Annotated in this window: 16 protein-coding genes, 2 pseudogenes and 2 riboswitches; of the genes and pseudogenes, 13 read left to right on the top strand and 5 right to left on the bottom strand. The window is 62.1% G+C overall.

The features are described from left to right. Nucleotides 1–5: 5 nt before the first annotated feature. Together BACI9J_RS16700 and map are read right to left on the bottom strand one after the other, a co-directional pair. Nucleotides 6–110 (bottom strand): annotated as a pseudogene (locus BACI9J_RS16700) (agmatine deiminase family protein); the annotation flags it as partial. A gap of 474 nt (nt 111–584) precedes the next feature. Beyond that, nucleotides 585–1,358 (bottom strand): type I methionyl aminopeptidase, encoded by a 774-nt coding sequence (gene map / locus BACI9J_RS16695; protein ID WP_159735358.1) that lies wholly within the window; start codon nt 1,356–1,358, stop codon nt 585–587. Nucleotides 1,359–1,424: 66 nt separating this feature from the next. Here map and BACI9J_RS16690 point away from each other — a divergent pair, with 66 nt between their 5' ends. Beyond that, nucleotides 1,425–1,727, top strand: a complete 303-nt coding sequence (locus BACI9J_RS16690; RefSeq protein WP_159735357.1) for a helix-turn-helix domain-containing protein — start codon at nt 1,425–1,427, stop codon at nt 1,725–1,727. 10 nt (nt 1,728–1,737) lie between these two features. Here the strand turns inward: BACI9J_RS16690 and BACI9J_RS16685 are convergent, their stop codons facing one another. Then, a complete protein-coding gene (locus BACI9J_RS16685; RefSeq protein WP_201296600.1) occupies nt 1,738–2,319 on the bottom strand; it encodes a helix-turn-helix domain-containing protein in 582 nt (193 codons plus the stop codon). 102 nt (nt 2,320–2,421) lie between these two features. Here BACI9J_RS16685 and BACI9J_RS16680 point away from each other — a divergent pair, with 102 nt between their 5' ends. Next, nucleotides 2,422–3,426, top strand: coding sequence for an NAD(P)/FAD-dependent oxidoreductase (locus tag BACI9J_RS16680; RefSeq protein ID WP_236558733.1), 1,005 nt, complete (start codon nt 2,422–2,424; stop codon nt 3,424–3,426). An 85-nt stretch (nt 3,427–3,511) separates the two neighbouring features. Continuing rightward, a complete protein-coding gene (locus BACI9J_RS16675; RefSeq protein WP_159735354.1) occupies nt 3,512–3,724 on the top strand; it encodes a hypothetical protein in 213 nt (70 codons plus the stop codon). Nucleotides 3,725–3,814: 90 nt separating this feature from the next. On the opposite strand, the gene BACI9J_RS16670 is transcribed toward BACI9J_RS16675, so the two are convergent. Beyond that, nucleotides 3,815–5,038, bottom strand: a complete 1,224-nt coding sequence (locus tag BACI9J_RS16670; protein ID WP_159735353.1) for an amidohydrolase — start codon at nt 5,036–5,038, stop codon at nt 3,815–3,817. Between the two features lie 90 nt (nt 5,039–5,128). Between BACI9J_RS16670 and BACI9J_RS16665 the strand changes: the two genes are divergently transcribed. Then, nucleotides 5,129–5,788, top strand: a complete 660-nt coding sequence (locus tag BACI9J_RS16665) for a cyclodeaminase/cyclohydrolase family protein (protein ID WP_159735352.1) — start codon at nt 5,129–5,131, stop codon at nt 5,786–5,788. 84 nt (nt 5,789–5,872) lie between these two features. On the opposite strand, the gene BACI9J_RS16660 is transcribed toward BACI9J_RS16665, so the two are convergent. Continuing rightward, on the bottom strand, nt 5,873–7,423 hold the full coding sequence (locus tag BACI9J_RS16660; protein ID WP_159735351.1) for an MFS transporter: 1,551 nt from the start codon (nt 7,421–7,423) through the stop codon (nt 5,873–5,875). A 71-nt stretch (nt 7,424–7,494) separates the two neighbouring features. Between BACI9J_RS16660 and BACI9J_RS16655 the strand changes: the two genes are divergently transcribed. The 9 genes and pseudogenes from BACI9J_RS16655 to BACI9J_RS16615 all read left to right on the top strand — a co-directional run bounded on the left by BACI9J_RS16655 (nt 7,495) and on the right by BACI9J_RS16615 (nt 19,830). Continuing rightward, a complete protein-coding gene (locus BACI9J_RS16655) occupies nt 7,495–8,034 on the top strand; it encodes a TetR/AcrR family transcriptional regulator (protein WP_159735350.1) in 540 nt (179 codons plus the stop codon). A 93-nt stretch (nt 8,035–8,127) separates the two neighbouring features. Further along, nucleotides 8,128–8,225, top strand: a riboswitch (glycine riboswitch). A gap of 1 nt (nt 8,226) precedes the next feature. Next, a riboswitch (glycine riboswitch) is annotated at nt 8,227–8,354 on the top strand. A 52-nt stretch (nt 8,355–8,406) separates the two neighbouring features. Next, nucleotides 8,407–11,253: an aminomethyl-transferring glycine dehydrogenase gene (gene gcvP / locus BACI9J_RS16650; RefSeq protein WP_159735349.1), complete on the top strand. Its 2,847-nt coding sequence runs from the start codon at nt 8,407–8,409 to the stop codon at nt 11,251–11,253. A gap of 14 nt (nt 11,254–11,267) precedes the next feature. Further along, nucleotides 11,268–12,401, top strand: coding sequence for a glycine cleavage system aminomethyltransferase GcvT (gene gcvT, locus BACI9J_RS16645; RefSeq protein WP_159735348.1), 1,134 nt, complete (start codon nt 11,268–11,270; stop codon nt 12,399–12,401). Between the two features lie 206 nt (nt 12,402–12,607). Next, entirely contained in the window at nt 12,608–12,994 is a 387-nt protein-coding gene (gene gcvH / locus BACI9J_RS16640) for a glycine cleavage system protein GcvH (protein WP_026542540.1), read from the top strand. A 411-nt stretch (nt 12,995–13,405) separates the two neighbouring features. Further along, complete coding sequence (locus BACI9J_RS16635; protein ID WP_159735347.1) at nt 13,406–14,818, top strand: L-serine ammonia-lyase; 1,413 nt, start codon at nt 13,406–13,408, stop codon at nt 14,816–14,818. Between the two features lie 38 nt (nt 14,819–14,856). Continuing rightward, nucleotides 14,857–15,678 (top strand): annotated as a pseudogene (locus BACI9J_RS16630) (DNA/RNA non-specific endonuclease). A gap of 118 nt (nt 15,679–15,796) precedes the next feature. Beyond that, nucleotides 15,797–16,885, top strand: a complete 1,089-nt coding sequence (locus BACI9J_RS16625) for a lipid II:glycine glycyltransferase FemX (protein WP_159735346.1) — start codon at nt 15,797–15,799, stop codon at nt 16,883–16,885. Between the two features lie 113 nt (nt 16,886–16,998). Next, nucleotides 16,999–18,315 carry a peptidoglycan bridge formation glycyltransferase FemA/FemB family protein gene (locus BACI9J_RS16620; protein WP_159735345.1) on the top strand — a complete coding sequence of 439 codons (1,317 nt, stop codon included), beginning with the start codon at nt 16,999–17,001 and terminating at the stop codon, nt 18,313–18,315. A 27-nt stretch (nt 18,316–18,342) separates the two neighbouring features. Further along, nucleotides 18,343–19,830 (top strand): threonine/serine ThrE exporter family protein, encoded by a 1,488-nt coding sequence (locus tag BACI9J_RS16615; RefSeq protein ID WP_159735344.1) that lies wholly within the window; start codon nt 18,343–18,345, stop codon nt 19,828–19,830. Nucleotides 19,831–19,894 lie beyond the last annotated feature (64 nt).

Here is a 19,894-nt window from a genome sequence, read left to right as displayed (position 1 = left end):
CCTTTCTAGATGGCCGAAGGCTGCTGCTGTGTAGTGCAGGGGATACCGCCGCCCCGGGCGAAGTGCTGGCGCGCATCAACACCGATCACGCGGCGTCCGGGGTAGGCGTCGGGTTCTGCGCCGAGCGGGGCGTTGGGGGCAACTGCTTCGGCCAGCCGCCGGCTAGTAGCCGGGCCGGTAGTCACGGAAGCGGATGCTTCCGAGTGTTTGATTTCAATCATGGGGGTTTAACTCCGTGAGACGACTGTCACTAAATGAATAGCGTTCATTTAGTATGACGGGAGTCACCCTCAAGCGCAAGGCGTGGGTGAAGGCCCTCTTTTTATGACCGCCTTGACGTTGCGCCCGGTGAGTCCCGCACTCGTTCGTTCCACGACCCGTACAGGGGTGTGTCGCGCGAACGAGGGCGGGAGTGGTCAGCCCGGGGACTTCGCGTCGCATCATCCGGCGCCTGGCCCTGGGTGGTCGCGGGCCCCTCTCGTTGGCCCGCGCGCGCTGAGTCCCGCACTCGTTCGTTCCACGACCCGTACAGGGGCGTGTCGCGCGAAGGAGTGCGGGAGAGATCAACGCGCGGCTAGGGACTGTCAGAGCGTGGGCAGAGTCAGGATCTCGGCACCGTCATTGGTGATGGCGATGGTGTGTTCGCTGTGGGCGGTGCGGGAGCCGGTCGCACTTCGGAGGGTCCAGCCGTCGGCGTCGGTGACGAGTTGGGCGGTGTCGGCCATCACCCATGGCTCCAAGGCCAACAGTAGTCCGGGACGGAGTTTGTAGCCTCGGCCCGGCCTGCCCATGTTCGGTACGTGCGGCTCCTGATGCATGGTGGAGCCAATGCCGTGCCCTCCGAACTCTACGTTGACGGGATATCCGGCCTCGCTGAGCACTGAGCCGATTGCGTAGGAGAGGTCGCCGATGCGGGCGCCGGGCCGGGCGGCCGCTATGCCGGCACGCAATGCCCGTTCGGTGGCTTCAATCATGGCTACGCTCTCAGCCGGCTTGGAATCTCCCACGATGAAGCTGATGGCTGAGTCTGCTGCGATTCCGTCCTTCAAAACCGCCAGGTCAAGCGTCAGGAGGTCGCCGTCGGCCAGGTTGTAGTCGGTGGGCAATCCGTGAAGCACTGCATCATTGACCCCCGTGCAGATGTAGTGGCCGAAAGGACCGCGGCCGAAGGAGGGTGCATAGTCAACGTAGCAGGAGACGCCGCCGGCCTCGAGGATCATGCTTTTTGCCCATCGGTCTATGTCCAGAAGATTGGTGCCCACGGTTGAGCGGCCCTTCAGCGTGTGCAGAATGTTGGCCACCACGGCGCCGGCCTCCCTGGCGCGGCCTAGTTCTGTTTGGCTCAGGATCTCAATCATGCGAAACCTTTCATGGGTTACCAATAACTATCCCGGCCATATTATCCCGGTATTACAATTGGAGCCATGGTCAGGTTGCCGCTTACACCCGCAGAGGCCGAGCGCGGACAGCGTCTCGGTGCTCTCTTGCGTCGTGCCCGGGGTGAGCGCTCCATGCTGGAGACGGCCCTGGACGCACGCGTGTCACCCGAAACGCTCCGAAAGATCGAATCAGGCAGGGTAGCTACCCCTGCGTTTCCCACGGTTGCCGCCATCGCGGATGTCCTCGGACTTTCCCTCGATGATGTGTGGGCGGAGATCAATCAGCAAGAGCGTGGGGTTGAGCCGGACAGTCCGCGCCGGAGTGCGCGGGAATGGCTGGCTTCCTAGCTGCAGAGTTTCAGCGCTTCGGTCTCGCACGCACGTGGAGCCGTTCGCCTTGCTGTCCGAAGAGGGTCAGCAGCTCAACGGGCTCTTTGGTGGCGCTGGCAAACCAGTGTGGTGTGCGGGTATCAAATTCCGCAACCTCGCCCGGCTTCAGGACAAAGTCGTTCTCACCCAGCACTAAACGGAGCTTGCCGTTCAGAATGTACATCCAGTCATACCCCTCATGCGATTGGGGCTGGGGAATTTCTTTGCCCGTTCCGCTCTTCAGCACCATCTTGAAGGCCTGAATACCACCAGGGCGACGGGTTAGAGGGACGGCCGTTCCCCATTCGTGAACGTGCGGCTTCAGATGAATGCGAGGATCACCTGTTTCCGGGGCGTCAATGAGTTCTTCCAGTGGGACCTGGTGCAGCCTCGCTATGGGGAGGAGGAGTTCCAAGGTGGGTTTGCGTTGACCCGATTCCAGGCGGGAGAGCGTGCTCACCGAGATGCCTGTACCTTCCGAAGCTTCCGCCAGGGTCACGTTGCGTTGGGTCCGCATGGCACGCAGGCGAGGGCCGACGGCGTCGAGCATTGAGCTGAAATCCGTAGTCATCGCTCCAGTTTGCCATATCGGCAAATTTCCTTGCTGATACAGATGATCCTGACCAACCATGGAAGAAGCGGCGCGGGGCCGCTGAAAACATGGAGGCATTTCGTGAGTACGGAAACTGAGACCAACACTGTGGAGCAGTACGACGTCGTTGTGGTGGGTGGTGGCGCAGCTGGGTTAAGTGCTGCGGTCACGTTGGGCAGGGCCCTCCGGTCCGTCCTCGTCATCGACTCCGGTGAGCCACGTAACGCGCCCGCAGCCGGGGTTCACGGATTCCTGTCGCGGGACGGAATAAGTCCCAAGGAATTGCTGCACCTCGGACGCGCCGAAGCACTCCAGTACGGGGCGGACATCACGTCCGGCATCGCCGTGGCGGCACGCTCGACGGCGGACCCGGCCAACGCTTCCGGGCTTGGCTTTGAGGTGGACCTGGCAGATGGCCAAACGGTCAAAGCGCGCCGTCTGCTGGTCACCACGGGACTGACAGACATCCTGCCCGATATTGACGGGATCCGGGAGCGTTGGGGGCGCGATGTACTGCACTGCCCCTACTGCCACGGATGGGAGGTCCGGAACAAAGCAATCGGGATCCTTGGGTCAATACCCATGGCGCTGCACCAAGCCCTGCTGTTCCGCCAATGGAGCCCCAACATCACCCTGTTCCTCAACGACGTTGTGGAGCCCACAGAAGAACAATGGGAAGAACTGGCTGCCCGCTCCATCAAGGTGGTGGACGGAAGAGTTCGCGCCCTGCAGGTAACAGACGACGCTTTGACCGGGGTGGTCCTGGCCTCAGGAACCACAGTCCCGGTAGACGCTGTTGTGGTGGGACCTCGTTTGGAAGCGCGGAGCGGCGTGTTGGAATCCTTGGGCGCCACAACGGTGGAACATCCGATGGGAGTCGGAACCCATATTGAAGTGACTCCTCCCGGAGGGGCAACGTCCGTGCCAGGAGTGTGGGCCGCCGGTAACGTCACTGACCTGACCGGACAGGTGATGGCCTCCGCGGCCGCCGGCGTGATGGCAGGCGCGGCAATCAATGCCGATCTCATGATGGAGGAAACCCGGGCTGCCGTGGAGGAGGCGCGGCAGGCAGCTCTCGCCCGCTAAGCCAGCTGATCACAACGCACAAAACCATCGACGCAAAGGCAATGTCCGAGGACGATTGAAGGACAGCCGTTGAAGGAGGTTGCGTATGTGCTACGCGTACTACGACGACTTCGAGCGGCGCACGAAGAAGGACTCCGCGCGCAAGCCTGAAGCACGCACATCAGAAACACCCAAGGACCAGGAACCAGCAGAGAGCCGTCCACGGACGGAAGGAACGCTGTGGACATTCCTGGCCCGCCGTCGCAGGGAATCCGAGGTCATCGAACCGAGGATCGACCGCATCCGCGAGAAGGTCTAGGAAATCCTGGGCCGGATCGAACACATGAGGTAAGGGAAAGGCGCTGCGCTCGCAGCGCCTTTCCTCTGCGGCTGAAGGAAGAGCAGCGGTTTAGGACCTGGTGGCCAGGAACTCCCGGGCAGCCGTCACCAGCGCTTCCGTTCCGCGCGCAAGTGTTGGCTGGATAACCGGAGCAAAGTACGGCGAGTGATTGGACGGAATGTCTTCCGGGAGGCGGCCCGTTGTGGCGAACTCCTTGAACAAGGCAGGCTCGGCACCGCCCAGGAACCAGAAAACCAGGGGAGCGCCAGCGGCTTTCGCCAAGGCTCCTACGTCTTCGCTTCCGGACACGGGGCCGGGGTCAATGATCTGTGTTTCGCCGAACTTGGCTGTAAAGGCAGCGGACACCCTGCCGGTTGCATCGGAATCGTTGACGGTTAGCGGGAAGTGCTCTTCGAACTGAATTTCGGGGTCCTTGGGTGCGCCCGAGGACGTGGATTCCCCCTTGGCTATCCGTTCGATGGAACCAAGGATCTTGTCCCTGGTTGTATCGCTGAAAGTGCGGACGCTCAGGCCCAACGTTGCTGTCTCGGGAATGATGTTGTTCTTGGTTCCCGAGTGAATCTGCCCGACGGTCACCACTGCGGAGTCACTGGCGGCGAGCTCGCGGGAGACGATTCCCTGCAATCGCACCGTAGTTGCAGCTGCCATCAGAACCGGGTCAACCGTCGTCTCCGGGCGGGACCCGTGCCCACCTCGTCCGTGCAAGGTGATGTTGAGGGAATCGGCGGACGCCATGGTGACTCCGGGCCGAATGCCAAACCAACCAGCGGGGAAGGGAGCCACATGTTGGCCCAGGACGATATCGGGTTTCGGGACGACGTCATACAGCCCGTCGCCCACCATGGTTTCTGCCCCGCCGCCCCATTCTTCGGCCGGCTGGAAGAGTGCGATCAAGGTTCCCTGCCACTCATCACGCTGCGCAGCCAGCACCTCCACCGCGCCAACAAGGCAACTCACATGCACGTCATGGCCGCAAGCGTGCATAACCGGCATGTCCTTGCCCTCATGATCAACACCCATGGCCGTGCTTGCATACTCCAAGCCCGTTGCTTCCTTGACCGGCAACGCATCCATGTCCGCCCTGAGCATCACCACGGGTCCCGGCCCGTTGTCCAGAACACCAACAACCCCGGTCTTTCCAATATTGCGATGAACAGCGAAGCCAAGGTCTTCGAGATAACCCGCGGCAATTCCCGCAGTACGGGTCTCTTGGAAGGACAACTCGGGATGGGCGTGAAGGTCCTTGTAAAGCTCTTCGAGGTCAATGGTCATGAGTCTGCCCTTTTCATTCGACGCCTAGGTCTGGCCAGTGTATCCAGCCCGAGGCTGCAAAGCTTGGGAAGCCCGGGCACACTGGAAGGCATGAACGATTCTGAATCAGCCACCACACAGCTATCCACTGTTGAGGAGTGGACCAAGGCGCTGGCCGAATCCAGCGGATCCCCGGGAGGCGGCGCCGGAACAGGGGTGATGCTCTCCATCGCGGCCTCGCTGACGTCCATGGTGGCTGGCTATACCGAGGCGGAGGAATCTCAGAGCGAGCAGCTCGCCGGTATCCACTCCCGGGCCAAGGAACTCCGACAAACCGCCCTGCAATTAGCCGACGACGACGCTTCCGCCTCCAACGCTTTCGGCGCTGCTTTTCGGCTGGACCCCGGACCTGAGCGCGAGGACGCCATCCACCAGGCATCCGTAGATGCCGCCAAAGCATCAGCGGTCCTCGGGGAGCGGGCCATCGAGGCCATTGAAGACCTCGGCTGGCTGGCTTCCAACGGCAACCCTGCCTTGATCGCCGACGTCGTGGTGGGCTTCGGAGCCCTCCGTGCAGCCATCGCCGGAGCCCGAACCAACGTGAGCTTCGACCTCGCCTCCCTGACCTCCGCCGGGGCCACTCTCGAAGAAGTGAAGGATCAACACCCGAAGCTATGGAACACAGTGAGCCGGCTCAGCGAAGCCCTCCACAGAATCGACCAACTGACCGCCGACGTCGATAAGAAAGCGGCGCCGACCGAAGCCTTGTGAGGCCCGCTATGCGTGCTAAATCCTCGCAGAACCCCGCAGAGCGGGCCCCACAACGGCTTTACCGCGCCTTCGGGCCTGCGTTCTTTACTGCGCCTTCGGCACGCGCCGGAGTACGACGGCGGCGAGCACTGCCGCGCCGGCCATCAGTACCAGCCCGATCGCCGCAGTGATGTGGACGCCGGATTCGAAAGCCGTCCGTGCGGCGACTGTCAAAGCCTCCGACAACGGGGCCGGAAGGGCAGTAGCCGCATCAACAGCGCCGGCAAGGGTTTCACTGGACTTGCCGGCAGCCTGCGTGGAGACACCATCCGGTATGACGAGGTTGTGCTGGTACGAGGCCGTGAGGATCGAGCCCAGCACCGCCGTTCCCAGGAGTGATCCAAGTTCGTAGCCGGTCTCGGAGATAGCCGAGGCAGCGCCGGACTTGTCGGCAGGAACGGAGGCGAGGATGAGGTCATTGGAAATGGTCTCGGCAGCACCCACGCCCACAGCCAAAACTGTCAGGGCCGACAACAAGAACACCGGTCCGCTGCCATGATCGCCCACCACCACAATCAGGTAACCGACGCCGCTAAGTGTCAGGCCGGCGGCCACAACAAACCCGGGCCGTACGCGCTTGACCAGCGGCACCACCAGCAGGCCTGCGATGACTGTTGCCAGAAGGGCGGGAATCATCGCGATCCCGGCCTCCATGGGGGACTGGCCCTCAACAAGTTGCAAATGCTGGGCGAAGAAATAGATGAAGCCTGTCATGGAGAACAGGGACAGGACGTTCGCCACGATTGCCGTGCTGAACACCTTGTTCTTAAACAGGGCAACATCCAGCATGGGGTTTTGGATCCGCTGCTGACGACGCACGAACAGAATGCCCATCACCAGTCCGAAGCCCATGAAGGCAGCCGCGGTGGGGGCGAAACCATGCACCGCGAATTCCTTGATGCCGTAGACGAACGGTGCCATGGTGACCACGGAGAGGACAATGCTGCGCACGTCTACGCGTCCGGGGTTGGCGTCCTTTGACTCGGGAATCAGGACGCGGCCGAAAGCGAGCAGGGGCAAAAGCAGGAAAGCTGCAACCAGGAACACGGCACCCCACCAGAAGTGCTCCACCAGCCAGCCGCCAAAGATAGGGCCAAGGGCGGCGCCACCGGAGAACCCGGCGGCCCACACGGCGATGGCAAGACGGCGCCGGTTGGGATCGCTGAAGATGTTCCGGATCAGGGACAGGGTGGAGGGCATCAGCATGGCGCCGAAGATGCCAAGGCCGGCGCGGCCGGCTATCAGCCATTCAGCGGAAGGCGCGAATGCCGTAGCAGCCGAAACCGCTGCGAAACCTGTGCTGCCGATCAGAAGCAGCCGCCGTCGTCCGATCCTGTCGCCCAAGTTGCCCATGGAGACGAGCAGCGCGGCCAGGACCAGCGGATACGCGTCAACAATCCAGAGCAATTGGACGCCGCCCACGTCCAGGGAGCGGGCAATTTGGGGCAGGGCAAAGGTGAGCGCGGTGTTGTCGACGGCCACCAGCAGCACCGGAAACATCAGGAGTGCCAGAGCCGTCCAGTCGCGCCACGGTGCTGCCTGGCCCTTAACGGGGCGGGCGGAACGGGGTGCTTGGGTTGAGGACGGCGAGAACATTCCTCTACTGTACCGTCCGGACGGTACAGTTTCAAATAAAACCCCATGAACCTTTAGGGAATGATGGACACATGCCACGAAAACCGATTGCCCGGGACGCCGTCCTGGACGCCTTTGAAGCTCTCCTTATAGAAGTAGGGGAGAGGGCTGCCACACTCGACGCCGTTGCCAAGCGGGCAGGGGTGTCCAAAGGCGGGCTGCTCTACCACTTCCCCAACAAGGAAGCGCTGATCACGGCACTTTTGGGGCGCCTGGACCTGCTGGCCGATGAAGACACCGAGCTGATGAAAGCGGCGCCGGATGGTTCGGCCGCCTACTTCATCCGGTCATCGCTCTGGGCGGATACCCCCATGGACCGGGCCTTCGTGGCGGCCACCCGGCTGGCTGAGGTGGCACATGAAGAAACCCGCCGCAGGTTTGCCGCCATCCAGCAGCGGTGGCTGGACGTACTGGCAGAGGACGTGGGGCCGGAAGTTGCCAAAGCCGTCAGCTATATGGGCGACGGCCTCTATTTCAACGCCATCTTTGAAGGCGGCCAGGAAGGCGGCAACGCCGGGCGGGAGGCCGACGTCGAAATCCTGCTGGGAGTCCTGGAGCGGCTGCGGAAGTAGCAGTTCATCCATTTGCTGCAGAGCCCGTCGCGTAGGACAATTAACTCTTGTGGCGTGCCCAACAAGGCGCTCACATACAACTGAACATGCCTTTGATCTGCGGCGGGAGAGTCCTGCAAGCAAGTGATGCAGGCGCCGTAGGAGCAAACCCTCCCCAGGAATCTCTCAGGCCCACGCACCGCCGCGGCAAGGCAACTCTGGAAAGCAGCAGGCACTCAAGCCCACCTCAGGGTGGACGAATGCTGTGCTCACCGACGGTGCAAGCGATTGTTGTTCACGCAACGCGCGGAAACTCTCAGGTCCAATACAGAGCGGGGAGGAACCCAGCCGCTGCGGCGTACCCAAACGCCGCCCAAGTAATGGAGTTCCTTCGTGACGGTTAGTTCTGCCTCCACCACCTTCGTCGATCGGCACATCGGCGCCCGCCGCCAGGCCGATATTGAGACCATGCTCAAGTCCGTCGGCTATGACACCGTCGATTCTCTGGTGGACACCGCCGTCCCGAACGACATCCGCCAGGACGTTGCACTGACCCTGCAGAACGCACTGAGCGAAGTTGAAGTTCTGGCTGAGCTGCGCAAGCTTGCCTCGAAGAACAAGACCGCCGTCCAGATGATCGGCCAGGGCTACTTCGACACCGTGACGCCGCCGGTGATCCGACGCAACATCCTTGAGTCCCCGGCCTGGTACACCGCGTACACGCCGTACCAGCCTGAAATCTCGCAGGGTCGCCTTGAAGCACTCCTCAACTTCCAGACGATGGTCCAGGACCTTGTAGGCCTGCCGATCGCCAACGCCTCACTGCTGGATGAAGCAACCGCTGTTGCCGAGGCCGTGCTGATGATGCGCCGTGCCAACAAGAACAAAGCCGTCCAGGACGGCAAGACGGTCCTCGACGCCGACTGCCTCCCGCAGACCATCGCAATCGTCAAGGGCCGTGCAGAGGCTCTCGGCTTCGAAGTTGAGGTGGCTGACCTCTCCCTCGGACTTCCCGAAGGTGCCATCAACGGAGTCGTCCTCCAGCAGCCCGGCGTGTCCGGCCGCGTTTTCGACCACTCCGCCGTGATCGCCGATGCCAAGGAACGCGGCGCGCTGGTCACCGTAGCTGCCGACCTCCTCTCGCTGACCCTCATCACCCCTCCGGGCGAGCAGGGTGCGGACATTGCCGTTGGTTCGGCGCAGCGCCTGGGCGTTCCGCTGTTCTTCGGCGGCCCGCACGCGGCCTACATGGCCGTCCAGAAGGGACTGGAGCGTTCCATGCCCGGCCGTCTGGTGGGCGTTTCCAAGGACGACGCCGGTGTCCCCGCCTACCGCCTGGCGCTGCAGACCCGAGAGCAGCACATCCGCCGCGAGAAGGCCACGTCCAACATCTGCACCGCGCAGGCGCTCCTGGCAATTGTGGCCTCCATGTACGCCGTCTACCACGGTCCCGAGGGCTTGAAGGCGATTGCAGAAACCGCCCACAGCCACGCCCGCACGCTCGCAGCGTCACTGAAGGCCGCCGACGTCGAGGTCCTTCACGATTCCTTCTTTGACACCATCACCGTCCGCGTCCCTGGCAAGGCTGCTGGGATCGTCGCCGCCGCCGAGGCCAAGGGCATTAACCTGCGCAGCGTTGACGCTGACACGGTTGGCATCTCGGTTGATGAAACCACTACTCCCGAGGTTGTGGCCGACGTCGCGTCCGTCTTCGGCGCCTCGGTGCTTGAGTCCGTTGAAGGCTTCGCGCTTGACGGTTCCGTTGAGCGCAGCAGCGACTTCATGCAGCACCCTGTGTTCAACACCCACCGATCCGAAACCCAGCTCCTGCGCTACATCCGCAAGCTCTCGGACCGCGACCTCGCGCTGGACCGCACCATGATCCCGCTGGGTTCGTGCACCATGAAGCTCAACGCCACCGCTGAGATGGAAGCAATCTCGTGGCCGGAGTTCGCCTCCATCCACCCATTCGCCCCGGATTCCCAGACCGAGGGCTGGCGTGAACTCATCACCGACCTCGAAGCCCAGCTGACCGAGATCACCGGCTACGACCAAGTGTCCATTCAGCCCAACGCCGGTTCCCAGGGCGAGCTCGCGGGCCTGCTGGCTATCCGCGGCTACCACCGCTCCAACGGTGATGACCAGCGCAACGTGTGCCTCATCCCCGCTTCCGCCCACGGCACCAACGCGGCCTCCGCGGTTCTCGCCGGCATGAAGGTGGTTGTGGTGGCCACCGCACCCGATGGCACCATCGACCACGTTGACCTCAAGAACAAGATCGAGGCCAACCGGGACGCCCTCTCGGCCATTATGATCACCTACCCGTCCACGCACGGTGTGTACGACGCCGACGTCCGCGAAGTCTGCGACGCCATTCACGAGGCCGGCGGCCAGGTCTACATCGACGGTGCCAACCTCAACGCACTCGTTGGCCTTGCCCAGCCGGGCAAGTTCGGCGGCGACGTGTCCCACCTGAACCTGCACAAGACCTTCTGCATCCCGCACGGCGGTGGCGGACCCGGCGTTGGTCCCGTTGCCGCGAAGGCTCACCTTGCACCGTTCATGCCTGGCGATGCCGCTTCCTGGACCGAAGGCAACGATGTCCCGATCTCCGCATCACGGTTCGGTTCCGCCGGCGTGCTGCCGATTTCCTGGGCGTATGTGAAGCTCATGGGCGGCCAGGGGCTGACCGAAGCAACCAAGTCCGCGCTGCTGGCGGCGAACTACATCGCTTCCCGCCTCAACGAGCACTTCCCGGTCCTCTACACCGGCGAAGGCGGACTCGTAGCGCACGAGTGCATCCTTGACCTCCGCGAACTGACGGCCAAGACCGGCGTCACCGCTGAGGATGTGGCCAAGCGCCTCATCGACTTCGGCTTCCATGCCCCCACACTGGCGTTCCCGGTTGCCGGAACCCTGATGGTGGAGCCCACCGAATCCGAGGACCTGGCCGAGATCGACCGCTTCATCGAAGCCATGATCACCATCCGTGCCGAGATCGAGCAGGTGGCTCACGGCGACTTCTCCGTGCAGGATTCCCCGCTTCGCCGCGCACCCCACACGGCAGCCGCCGTCGTAACCTCTGATTGGGACCGCGCCTACCCGCGTGAGCAGGCCGCCTTCCCGGTCCACCACCTCAAGCAGGACAAGTACTTCCCGCCCGTAGGCCGCATTGACGGCGCAGCCGGAGACCGCAATTTGGTGTGCTCCTGCCCGCCGATCGAAGACTTCGAAAACTAAGGGGTTCCGGAAAAATGACTGAGAACTACACAGCTCTCTACGAAGAGCACAAGAAGCTCGGCGCTTCCTTCACCGACTTCGGCGGCTGGCAGATGCCGCTCAAGTACTCCTCGGAGTTGGCTGAGCACCACGCCGTCCGCAAGTCCGCCGGCCTGTTCGACCTCTCCCACATGGGCGAAGTCTGGGTCACCGGTCCCGAGGCCGCGGCGTTCCTGGACTACGCCCTGGTGGGCAAGATCTCCGCCATGGCAGTGGGCAAGGCCAAGTACTCGCTGATCTGCCAGGAAGACGGCGGCATCATCGATGACCTCATCACCTACCGTCGTGGGGACGAGAAGTTCCTGGTGGTTCCGAACGCCGGCAACGCTGCGGTTGTAGCTGCGGCTCTTCTGGAGCGCGCGGCCGGCTTCGACGTCGTCGTTGAGGACGCATCCGCTGACACCTCGCTGATTGCAGTTCAGGGGCCGCTCGCTGAAGCGATCCTGCTTCGTCTTGTGCCCACGGAACAGCACGCACTGGTCACTGACCTCAAGTACTACGCGGCGGTTGATGTTCCGTTCATGTTCGACGGCGGCACCCACGAGTTGCTGTTGGCCCGCACCGGGTACACCGGCGAAGACGGCTTCGAGATCTTCGTGCCCAACGAGTCCGCTGCTGCGTTGTGGCAGGCAATCGCCGGCGTCGCGGAAGAAGGTGAGCTGGTTCCGGCCGGCCTCGCCTCACGTGACTCCCTCCGCCTCGAAGCCGGCATGCCCCTCTACGGCAACGAACTCTCCCGCGAAGGCAACCCCTTCGCAGCAGGACTGGGACCCGTGGTGGCATTGTCCAAAGAAGGCGACTTCGTGGGCAAAGAGGCACTCGCTGCCCTTAAGTCCGACGGCGCCGGCTCCACCAGCGGACGCAAACTGGTTGGCCTCAAGGGCCTGGGACGTCGCGCCGGACGCGGACACTACCCGGTCCTCAAAGACGGCGCAGTGATTGGTGAAGTCACGTCCGGTCAGCCCAGCCCCACGCTCGGCTACCCGGTAGCGTTGGCGTATGTCGACGTTGCTTTTGCTGAGACAGGCACCGCCCTGGACATTGACCTCCGCGGGAAGAGCGAGCCGTTCGAAGTCGTCGCACTGCCGTTCTACAAGCGCCAAAAGTAAGCCGGAGCCGTACCCGACGGGTCGTCCAAAAGCCCGTCGGGTCCGGCATCCTCCGCGTGCTCGGTCGCGGGAACGCCCGCTGAGCGGACGCGACGCTCCCTTGGACGCACGCGGAGGAGTTCGGTGCCCCACGCCCGCGAATCCGCCACGCTCACGGCCCAGACACGACACAATTAGATGTAGCCACTACACGTAAAGGAAACAGAATGCCCAAAGTAGCGCCCGAACTTCAGTACTCCGACGAGCACGAGTGGGTCTCCCGCGGCGAAGGGAACTCGGTGTCCGTTGGTATCTCCGAGGTTGCCACCGACGCCCTGGGCGACATCGTTTACGTTGACCTGCCCGAGGTTGGCTCCACCGTTACCGCCGGAGAGACCTGCGGTGAGGTTGAGTCCACCAAGTCCGTCTCGGACCTGTACTCGCCCGTCACCGGTGAGGTTACCGAGATCAACGATGCCGTTGTCTCGGATCCGGCCCTGATCAACAACGATCCCTACGGCGCAGGTTGGCTGTTCAAGGTTGCCGCCGAGTCCGACGGCCCGCTGCTCTCCGCGGAGGAATACGCCTCCAAGAATGGCGGAGACCTCTCCTAACGTCCTCCCTACCGAGTCCGATTCGGGGGTTCGCTGCTGGATGTGCCGTGCGCGCGGCATGTTCTGCAGCTAGACCCCGAATCGGGCGCCGGGATGGCCCTCGCCAGGGCCCCTTTGGGCTGGCGTCCGGAAGCGGGCGTCCAAGGGAGCTTCGCGTCCGCCCAGCGGGCGCTTCTGCGACCGAGCCCGCGGAGGACGTCGGCCCAACGGGCCAGAACCCTTTGGCCTCCACCACCGGCCCACTGTGGCGTAGCGTGGGACCGTAGAACTGAATAAAATTGCGACGCCGGGTTGCCGCCTATGGGGGCCATCCGGCGTCGTGCTTCGGTCGCCTGCTGCCATAAGCGGGGGCGACCCTCCGGCAGGACCATCTGCCGGACCGTTTTCAAGCTTTGTTAAGGAATCCCGACCATGGCTGTTGGCGTTTTCGATCTGTTTACTGTGGGTATTGGCCCGTCGAGTTCCCATACTGTGGGGCCGATGCGGGCGGGCGCGGTGTTTGCCGGCGAGCTCAAGGACGCCGGTGTCCTTGGCTCGGTGGCGTCGCTGCGGGTTGATTTGTATGGTTCGTTGGCTGCGACGGGTCGTGGGCATGGCACCATGACCGCTACTCTGCTGGGCTTGGAGGGGTATCACCCCGAGCTGATCCTGCCTGACGAGGTGGAGGAGCGGCTCGCGAGGATTGCTGAGACGGGTGTGTTGAACCTGGCTGGTGCTTCGGGCGGGGGTGTGGAGTTGCCTTATGCGGTGGAGCACATGATCCTGCATCCGTTGACGGTGTTGCCGCGGCACACGAACGGGATGAAGTTCGCGGTTTCTGATGCTGAGGGGAATGTTCTCAGGGAGGCGACGTTCTTTTCGGTCGGTGGCGGGTTCATTGTCCGTGAGGGTGAGGAGAACGCGGCGCAGCAGGAGTTGGAGGAGTCCAAGAAGGAGTTGCCGTTGCCGTTCCGGACGGCGGCGGAGTTGATGGGCCGGTGCGCTTCGAAGGGTTTGGGGATCAGCGACATCATGTTCATCAATGAGCGGGCGTCCCGGAGTGAGGAGGAGATCCGGGAGGGTCTGCTGCATATCTGGTCGGTGATGGAGGCGTGTGTTGAAACGTCGTTGAAGCGTGAGGGTGTGTTGCCTGGGGGTTTGAAGGTCCGGCGTCGTTCTCCTGATTGGTTGGAGCGGTTGCTGAAGGAGGATAAGGACCGGAACGATCCTAAGTATTGGCAGGAGTGGGTGAATCTGATCGCGTTGGCGGTTAATGAGGAGAACGCTTCGGGTGGCCGGGTGGTGACGGCTCCGACCAATGGTGCTGCGGGGATTATCCCGGCGGTGTTGTATTACGCGTTGAATTATGCGCCGGGCATGGACAAGGCTTCTCAGCGGGATCGGGATGATGTGGTGGTGAAGTTCTTGCTCGCCGCGGGTGCTGTGGGTGTGTTGTATAAGGAGCAGGCGTCCATTTCGGGGGCTGAGGTGGGGTGTCAGGGTGAGGTTGGGTCGGCGTCGTCGATGGCTGCTGCGGGGTTGGCTGAGGTGATGGGTGGTACGCCGGGTCAGGTGGAGAACGCGGCTGAGATCGCGATGGAACATAACCTGGGGTTGACGTGTGATCCGATCGGGGGGTTGGTGCAGATCCCGTGTATTGAGCGGAACGCGATTGCTGCGGCGAAGGCTATCAACGCGGCGAAGATGGCGTTGTGGGGTGATGGGACGCACCGGGTCTCGTTGGATGAGGTGATCGTGACCATGCGTGAAACGGGCAAGGACATGTCCCACAAGTACAAGGAAACAGCCATGGGCGGACTTGCCGTCAACGTCGTCGAATGCTGAGTCCCATTTCTGTCAGTCCCTGATGTCATGCTGTATCCATGAGCGGGGGATACAGCAGGGACTTTTTGCGGACAAGGCTTGAATTGCCCAGTCCGGCGGCAACCACGGTTCTTTTGGACTACACCCACTTCTCCGTGCGGTTCCGGGTTGCCCGGAAGCTCGCGGCAATTGTGGGGGTCAACATCAACGGCAAGGAACTGGTGCCCCTGGCCCGTGAGGGTTCATGGCACCTGGATGACAGAATCCGTCAGGAGCAGCAGGCCGGCCCGGATCTGTACAAGAACAACGCCTTTGATCGCGGCCACCTGGTCCGGCGCCTGGATCCGGTGTGGGGCGATGCGGCAACAGCAAAGAAAGCCAATCAGGACACCTTCAGCTATACAAACGCGGCGCCACAGATCGATGACTTCAACCAAGGCAAGGAATTGTGGGTAGGGCTCGAAGATCACGTTCTGGGACACGCCGACGCCTATGACGCAAAGCTGAGTGTGTTCACGGGGCCGGTCTTCCTAGAAGACGATCCTTTATAGAGGGGCGTTCACATCCCGCGAAAGTTCTGGAAGATCGCCGCATGGACCAACGACGCCAAGCTGGCCGCCGTCGGCTTTGTCCTGGACCAGTCACCCATGCTGGGCAAAGTGGAGTTGAAGAAAGCGGTCAGCCAGCGGCTCCTTGAAGGCGAGCCGCCGCCGCTGGGACCGTTCAGGACGTTCCAAGTTCCCATCGGACAGATCGCCGACCTGGCGGGGCTCAGCCTCAGCAGGCTCATCAATGCGGATCGCTTGGTTAGGGGCCAGCTGGAATCCGGCGTGGCACCGAAGGCCATCAAGCTGGAAAGCACGGAGCAAATCCGTTTGTAGCTAACCGCAACCGCCCTTTTATCCTGGTAAACCAACCGATTTTTCTCAGCCCGATAGACTTGAGGCTGCATGTCCGCATGCGCACTACGCTTTTGAACACTGCACCAAAACCCTGAGATTGGACACGGCCACCTTGCGAGAATTTACCGCCCGCTTTGCCACCGCCGAGGAAATCGATAACTGGGACAAGCACGTCACGGCGAATCCGAACGGCGGCAACATGCTGCAGTCGGACGCCTACGCGGCAGTCAAGGACGGTAACGGCTGGTTGGTCCGGCGGCTCGTCATTGAGACTCAGGAGTACAGCAGCTACAACCTGCTCCTGGAGAAGAAGTTCCCCGTGATGGGTCGGCTCTGGTACCTGATCAAGGGGCCGGACGTGCTGGACGTCGGCGACATCCAGCCTGCCCTGAAAGCTGTAGCCGCCTTGGCCCGTGAGAAGAAGATGAACGTCTTCACCATCAAGATCGAGCCTGACATTGTGGACTCCGCTGACGCTGTGGCACAACTCCGGGCTGCCGGTCTGGTGAAGGCTCCCAATATCCAGTCCAATGACTCCACAGCCGTGCTGGACATTTCAGCACCGGCCAATGAAGTTCTCCGCAGCATCTCTTCGCGCGCCAGGAACGCTGTCCGCCGGGCGGAACGTGAAGGGTGCGAAGTTCTGCAGGCAGAGCCCGGCGAAGACAGCTACCGCAAGCTCTACGCCCTTATGCGGAACACCATGGACGCCAAAGGCGCAATGCCATTGCGAAGCTACGAGTATTACGCAAAATTCTGGGAAGAATTCGGCAGCCGGGGACAGGGTCACTTCTTCTTCGTCCACGAGGACGGCGCACCCAGTGTTGGTGCTTTCGTAATCAATTACGGCTCGAAGGCCACATACAAGGACGGCGGGTCCACCCAGAACCGCAAACAATACGGTGATTCGCACCTGGTTCAATGGTCGGCGATCCAGCGCATGCAGGAACTTGGCTGCGTTGAATACGACTTCTGCGGCACACCCCCGTCTGCCCGTATCAAGGACAAGAGCCACCCGCTGTACGGTCTGGGATCCTTCAAGACAAGCTTCACCAAGACAGTCACGGACTTTGTAGGGTGCTACGACCTTGTGCTTGGCCCGGTCCGCTACAAGCTCTGGCTTAAGGGCGCTGAGCGCGTTTTCCGTCGAATCGAAACCGCGCGTACCGGTGGCCAGTTCTACTGACGGCCACGCAGCAAGCAAGCCAACCAACTTCAGGCCCGCCCCGGCCACCAACGGGTGCAAATCTACTTTTAGGTGAGGTAATTTCTTTGACTCCGATCGAGGCTGGAACCGACATGGAATTCGTGATTCTCAGTGACGCTGATTTCGAGACATTCGCCAAGGGACACGCCCAAGGCAGCTTCATCCAGTCCATGGATCTGACACGCTTTCAGCGCGCCCGCGGGCAGGAAGTGGAACTCTTCGGCGTAACCCGCGGCGGCAGCCTCATAGCTGCGGGAAAACTCGTGTACGCGTCCAACCGCGTCGGGTACAAGACCGTGGACTGCGCCAAGGGACCACTGATGGACTACAGCGACCCCACAGTGGTTCGCTTCGTCGTCGAGCAGTTGAAGAAGCATGCGGCCTCGAAGAAGGCCGCCGAGCTGCGGATCTCGCCCAACATCCGGTACATCGCGCGGGATGTAGAGGGCGCCGAGCACCCGGAAGTTGAGGACAACCGTCCGTTGCTGGGGGAGTTTGAAGGCCTGGGTTTCAAGCACCAGGGTTTTGACATGAACTTCGCCAACATCAACTGGATGTTCATCAAGCAGCTCGATGGAATCGCTGATTCCGAAGAGCTCATCATGGGCATGAACTACCGCACCCGCAAGGCCATCCGTAAAGCCGAGAAGAACGGCGTCTACCTGGAACAGGCCACGCTGGAAACACTGGATGAGTTCTACAACGCCCTCAGCACGGCCGGAGATGAGAAGGGCTTCACGTACCGCGAACGCGAGTACTACGAGCAACTCCTGCGGAACACCTCGGATGAGTTCACCAAGCTCATGATGGCCAAGATCAACATTCCTGAATACCGGGCCTCAATCACCGAGCGCCTGGATGCAGAATCCAAGACCCTTGCCGATCTGAAGCGCGAGGTGGAGGAGACCGGAAGCAAAAAGAAGGCCAATCGCGTCAAAGTGGTCCAGGACCTCGTGGACAGCTACGAGCGCAGCCTCAAGGACATTGAGCGTTTCCCTGACTCTGTTGGTGTGGCCACCGTTGCGGCCATCCACTTCGCGTGCTCGGGTGACGAACTGGTGTGCGTCATCGGCGGCACAGTGCAGGACTACATCTACTTCAACGGGGCCACGTCCCTTTACTGGGGCATGATGCTGCACGCGCTGAACAACGGATACTCCCGCTACAACTTTTACGGCACATTCGGCATCCAGGGGCAGGATGAAACCGGCCACGGCGGATACGAATTCAAGAAGGGCTTCGGCGGCGAGGTAGTGCAGTTGGTGGGCGATTTTGTAGCACCGGTGAACCCGCTCATCTTCCACGGCTACCGCACGGTCAGGAAGCTTGCAGGGGCCGCCCAGACAGTTCTGGGACGATTGCCCCTTGAGAAATTGCCGGTAGTAGGAAAACTTCGGAGGAACCGCTAATCACACAAGCCAAGGGAGGATCACCGCGTGACTGAACGCCCCGACGGGTCCGCCAACAGGCCCCACACAGACGGGTTGCCCAAAACCCAGCCGCTGCGGCCATCCCAGGTCCGGCAGAACGTCAACGCCAAACGCATGCTGATGCGTCTGGTTCAAGGCGACAGCCCACCCACAGCACCCATGAATATTGTGGACAGGCTGGCCGGAAGTCCCTACGCCAACCCCACCATTCAAGTAGTGGGAGTGGACGCTTCGGCCCGCAAGACCATTGACTTCGCTCTTCACCTTGCCGAAGTGATGTTCCGTTACGGTGCAGGCGCCCTCGAGGTAGAGACCAGCATGATTGCGGTCACGGCAGCCCTCGGCCTGAAGAACGTTGAAGTGGACATCACCAACCAGTCGGTGGCCATCAACTACGCGCCGAAGGATCAGACTCCCATTACGCTGCTGCGCGTAGTGCGGTCCTGGACCAACAATTACGCCGGCTTGGCCCAGGTTCATCAGCTGGTCACGGACATCGTGGCCGGGGGAGTGGGCCGCGATGAAGCTGTGCGCAGGCTCAACGAGATCATCCGTAGTGCCAAGCCCTTCCCCCGCTGGATGGTCACCATAGCCTTCGGCATCTTTGCCGCGGTGTTCGTGGGCGTCCTGGGCGGTGGTATCGGTGCGTCCGCGGTGGCTTTCGGCTCGAACATCCTGATCAGCTTGCTCTCCCGGCAACTTGCCAGGTGGCGGACGGCCGACTTCTTCAACACCATGGCCTGCGCGTTCCTTGTCACGTTCATTGCGCTGATGCTTCGGTGGGCAGGGGTGGAAATTGCTCCATCCATTGTGGTGGCGGGAGGGATTCTGCTGTTGCTGCCCACCGGACGCCTCGTCTCATCCGTGCAAGACGCCATCAATGGCTTCCCGGTAACGGCCGCGGGCCGGTTCCTCTCCACGCTGCTCACCTTCGGTGCAATCGTTGCGGGAATCGGCGTGGCCGTCGTCGTCGGAACGCTCATGGGCAGCGCCGTCCTGGACGTCACACAGACCTTCCCCGACGCCTATCCGTTGTGGATCCAGGCAGTCCTTATTGCTGTTGCGGTGGTGGCCATTGGCGTCACCGAACAGACTCAAATGCGGCTGTTATTCCCGACGGCGGCAGTAGGCATAGTGGGCTTCTTCGTCTTGTGGGGGGTTGGCGAAGCCGGCCTCGGGGACCGCTTGTCACCCGCCGTCGCTGCAGTGGTCGTCGGTCTGTTGGGCCGAGTGGTGGCCCTCAAGCTGGGTGCACCGCAGCTTGTTGTGGCTGTTCCGGCCGCATTGATTCTGTTGCCCGGTCTGACCATTTTTCGCTCCATGTACGCCCTCACGGTTGAAGGGGGCAACATTCTGCTCGGTGCCGGCGGCATGCTCAATGCCGGCGCCATAGTGCTCGGAGTCGCGGCGGGCATCGTGCTCGGTGACAACCTGGCCCGGCCGCTCACAAAGGGTCTCTCCAGCAATGAACGGCGCAGGGTACGCAGGCGCTAAAGCACAAAAGCCGAACGGCGCTGCCAAGAGGCGGCGCCGTTCGGCATTTAAGGACCCTGGATTT

It is taken from the genome of Arthrobacter sp. 9V, from assembly GCF_902506065.1.
Taxonomy (GTDB): domain Bacteria; phylum Actinomycetota; class Actinomycetes; order Actinomycetales; family Micrococcaceae; genus Arthrobacter.
This window is presented reverse-complemented; position numbering and strand designations above follow the sequence as displayed.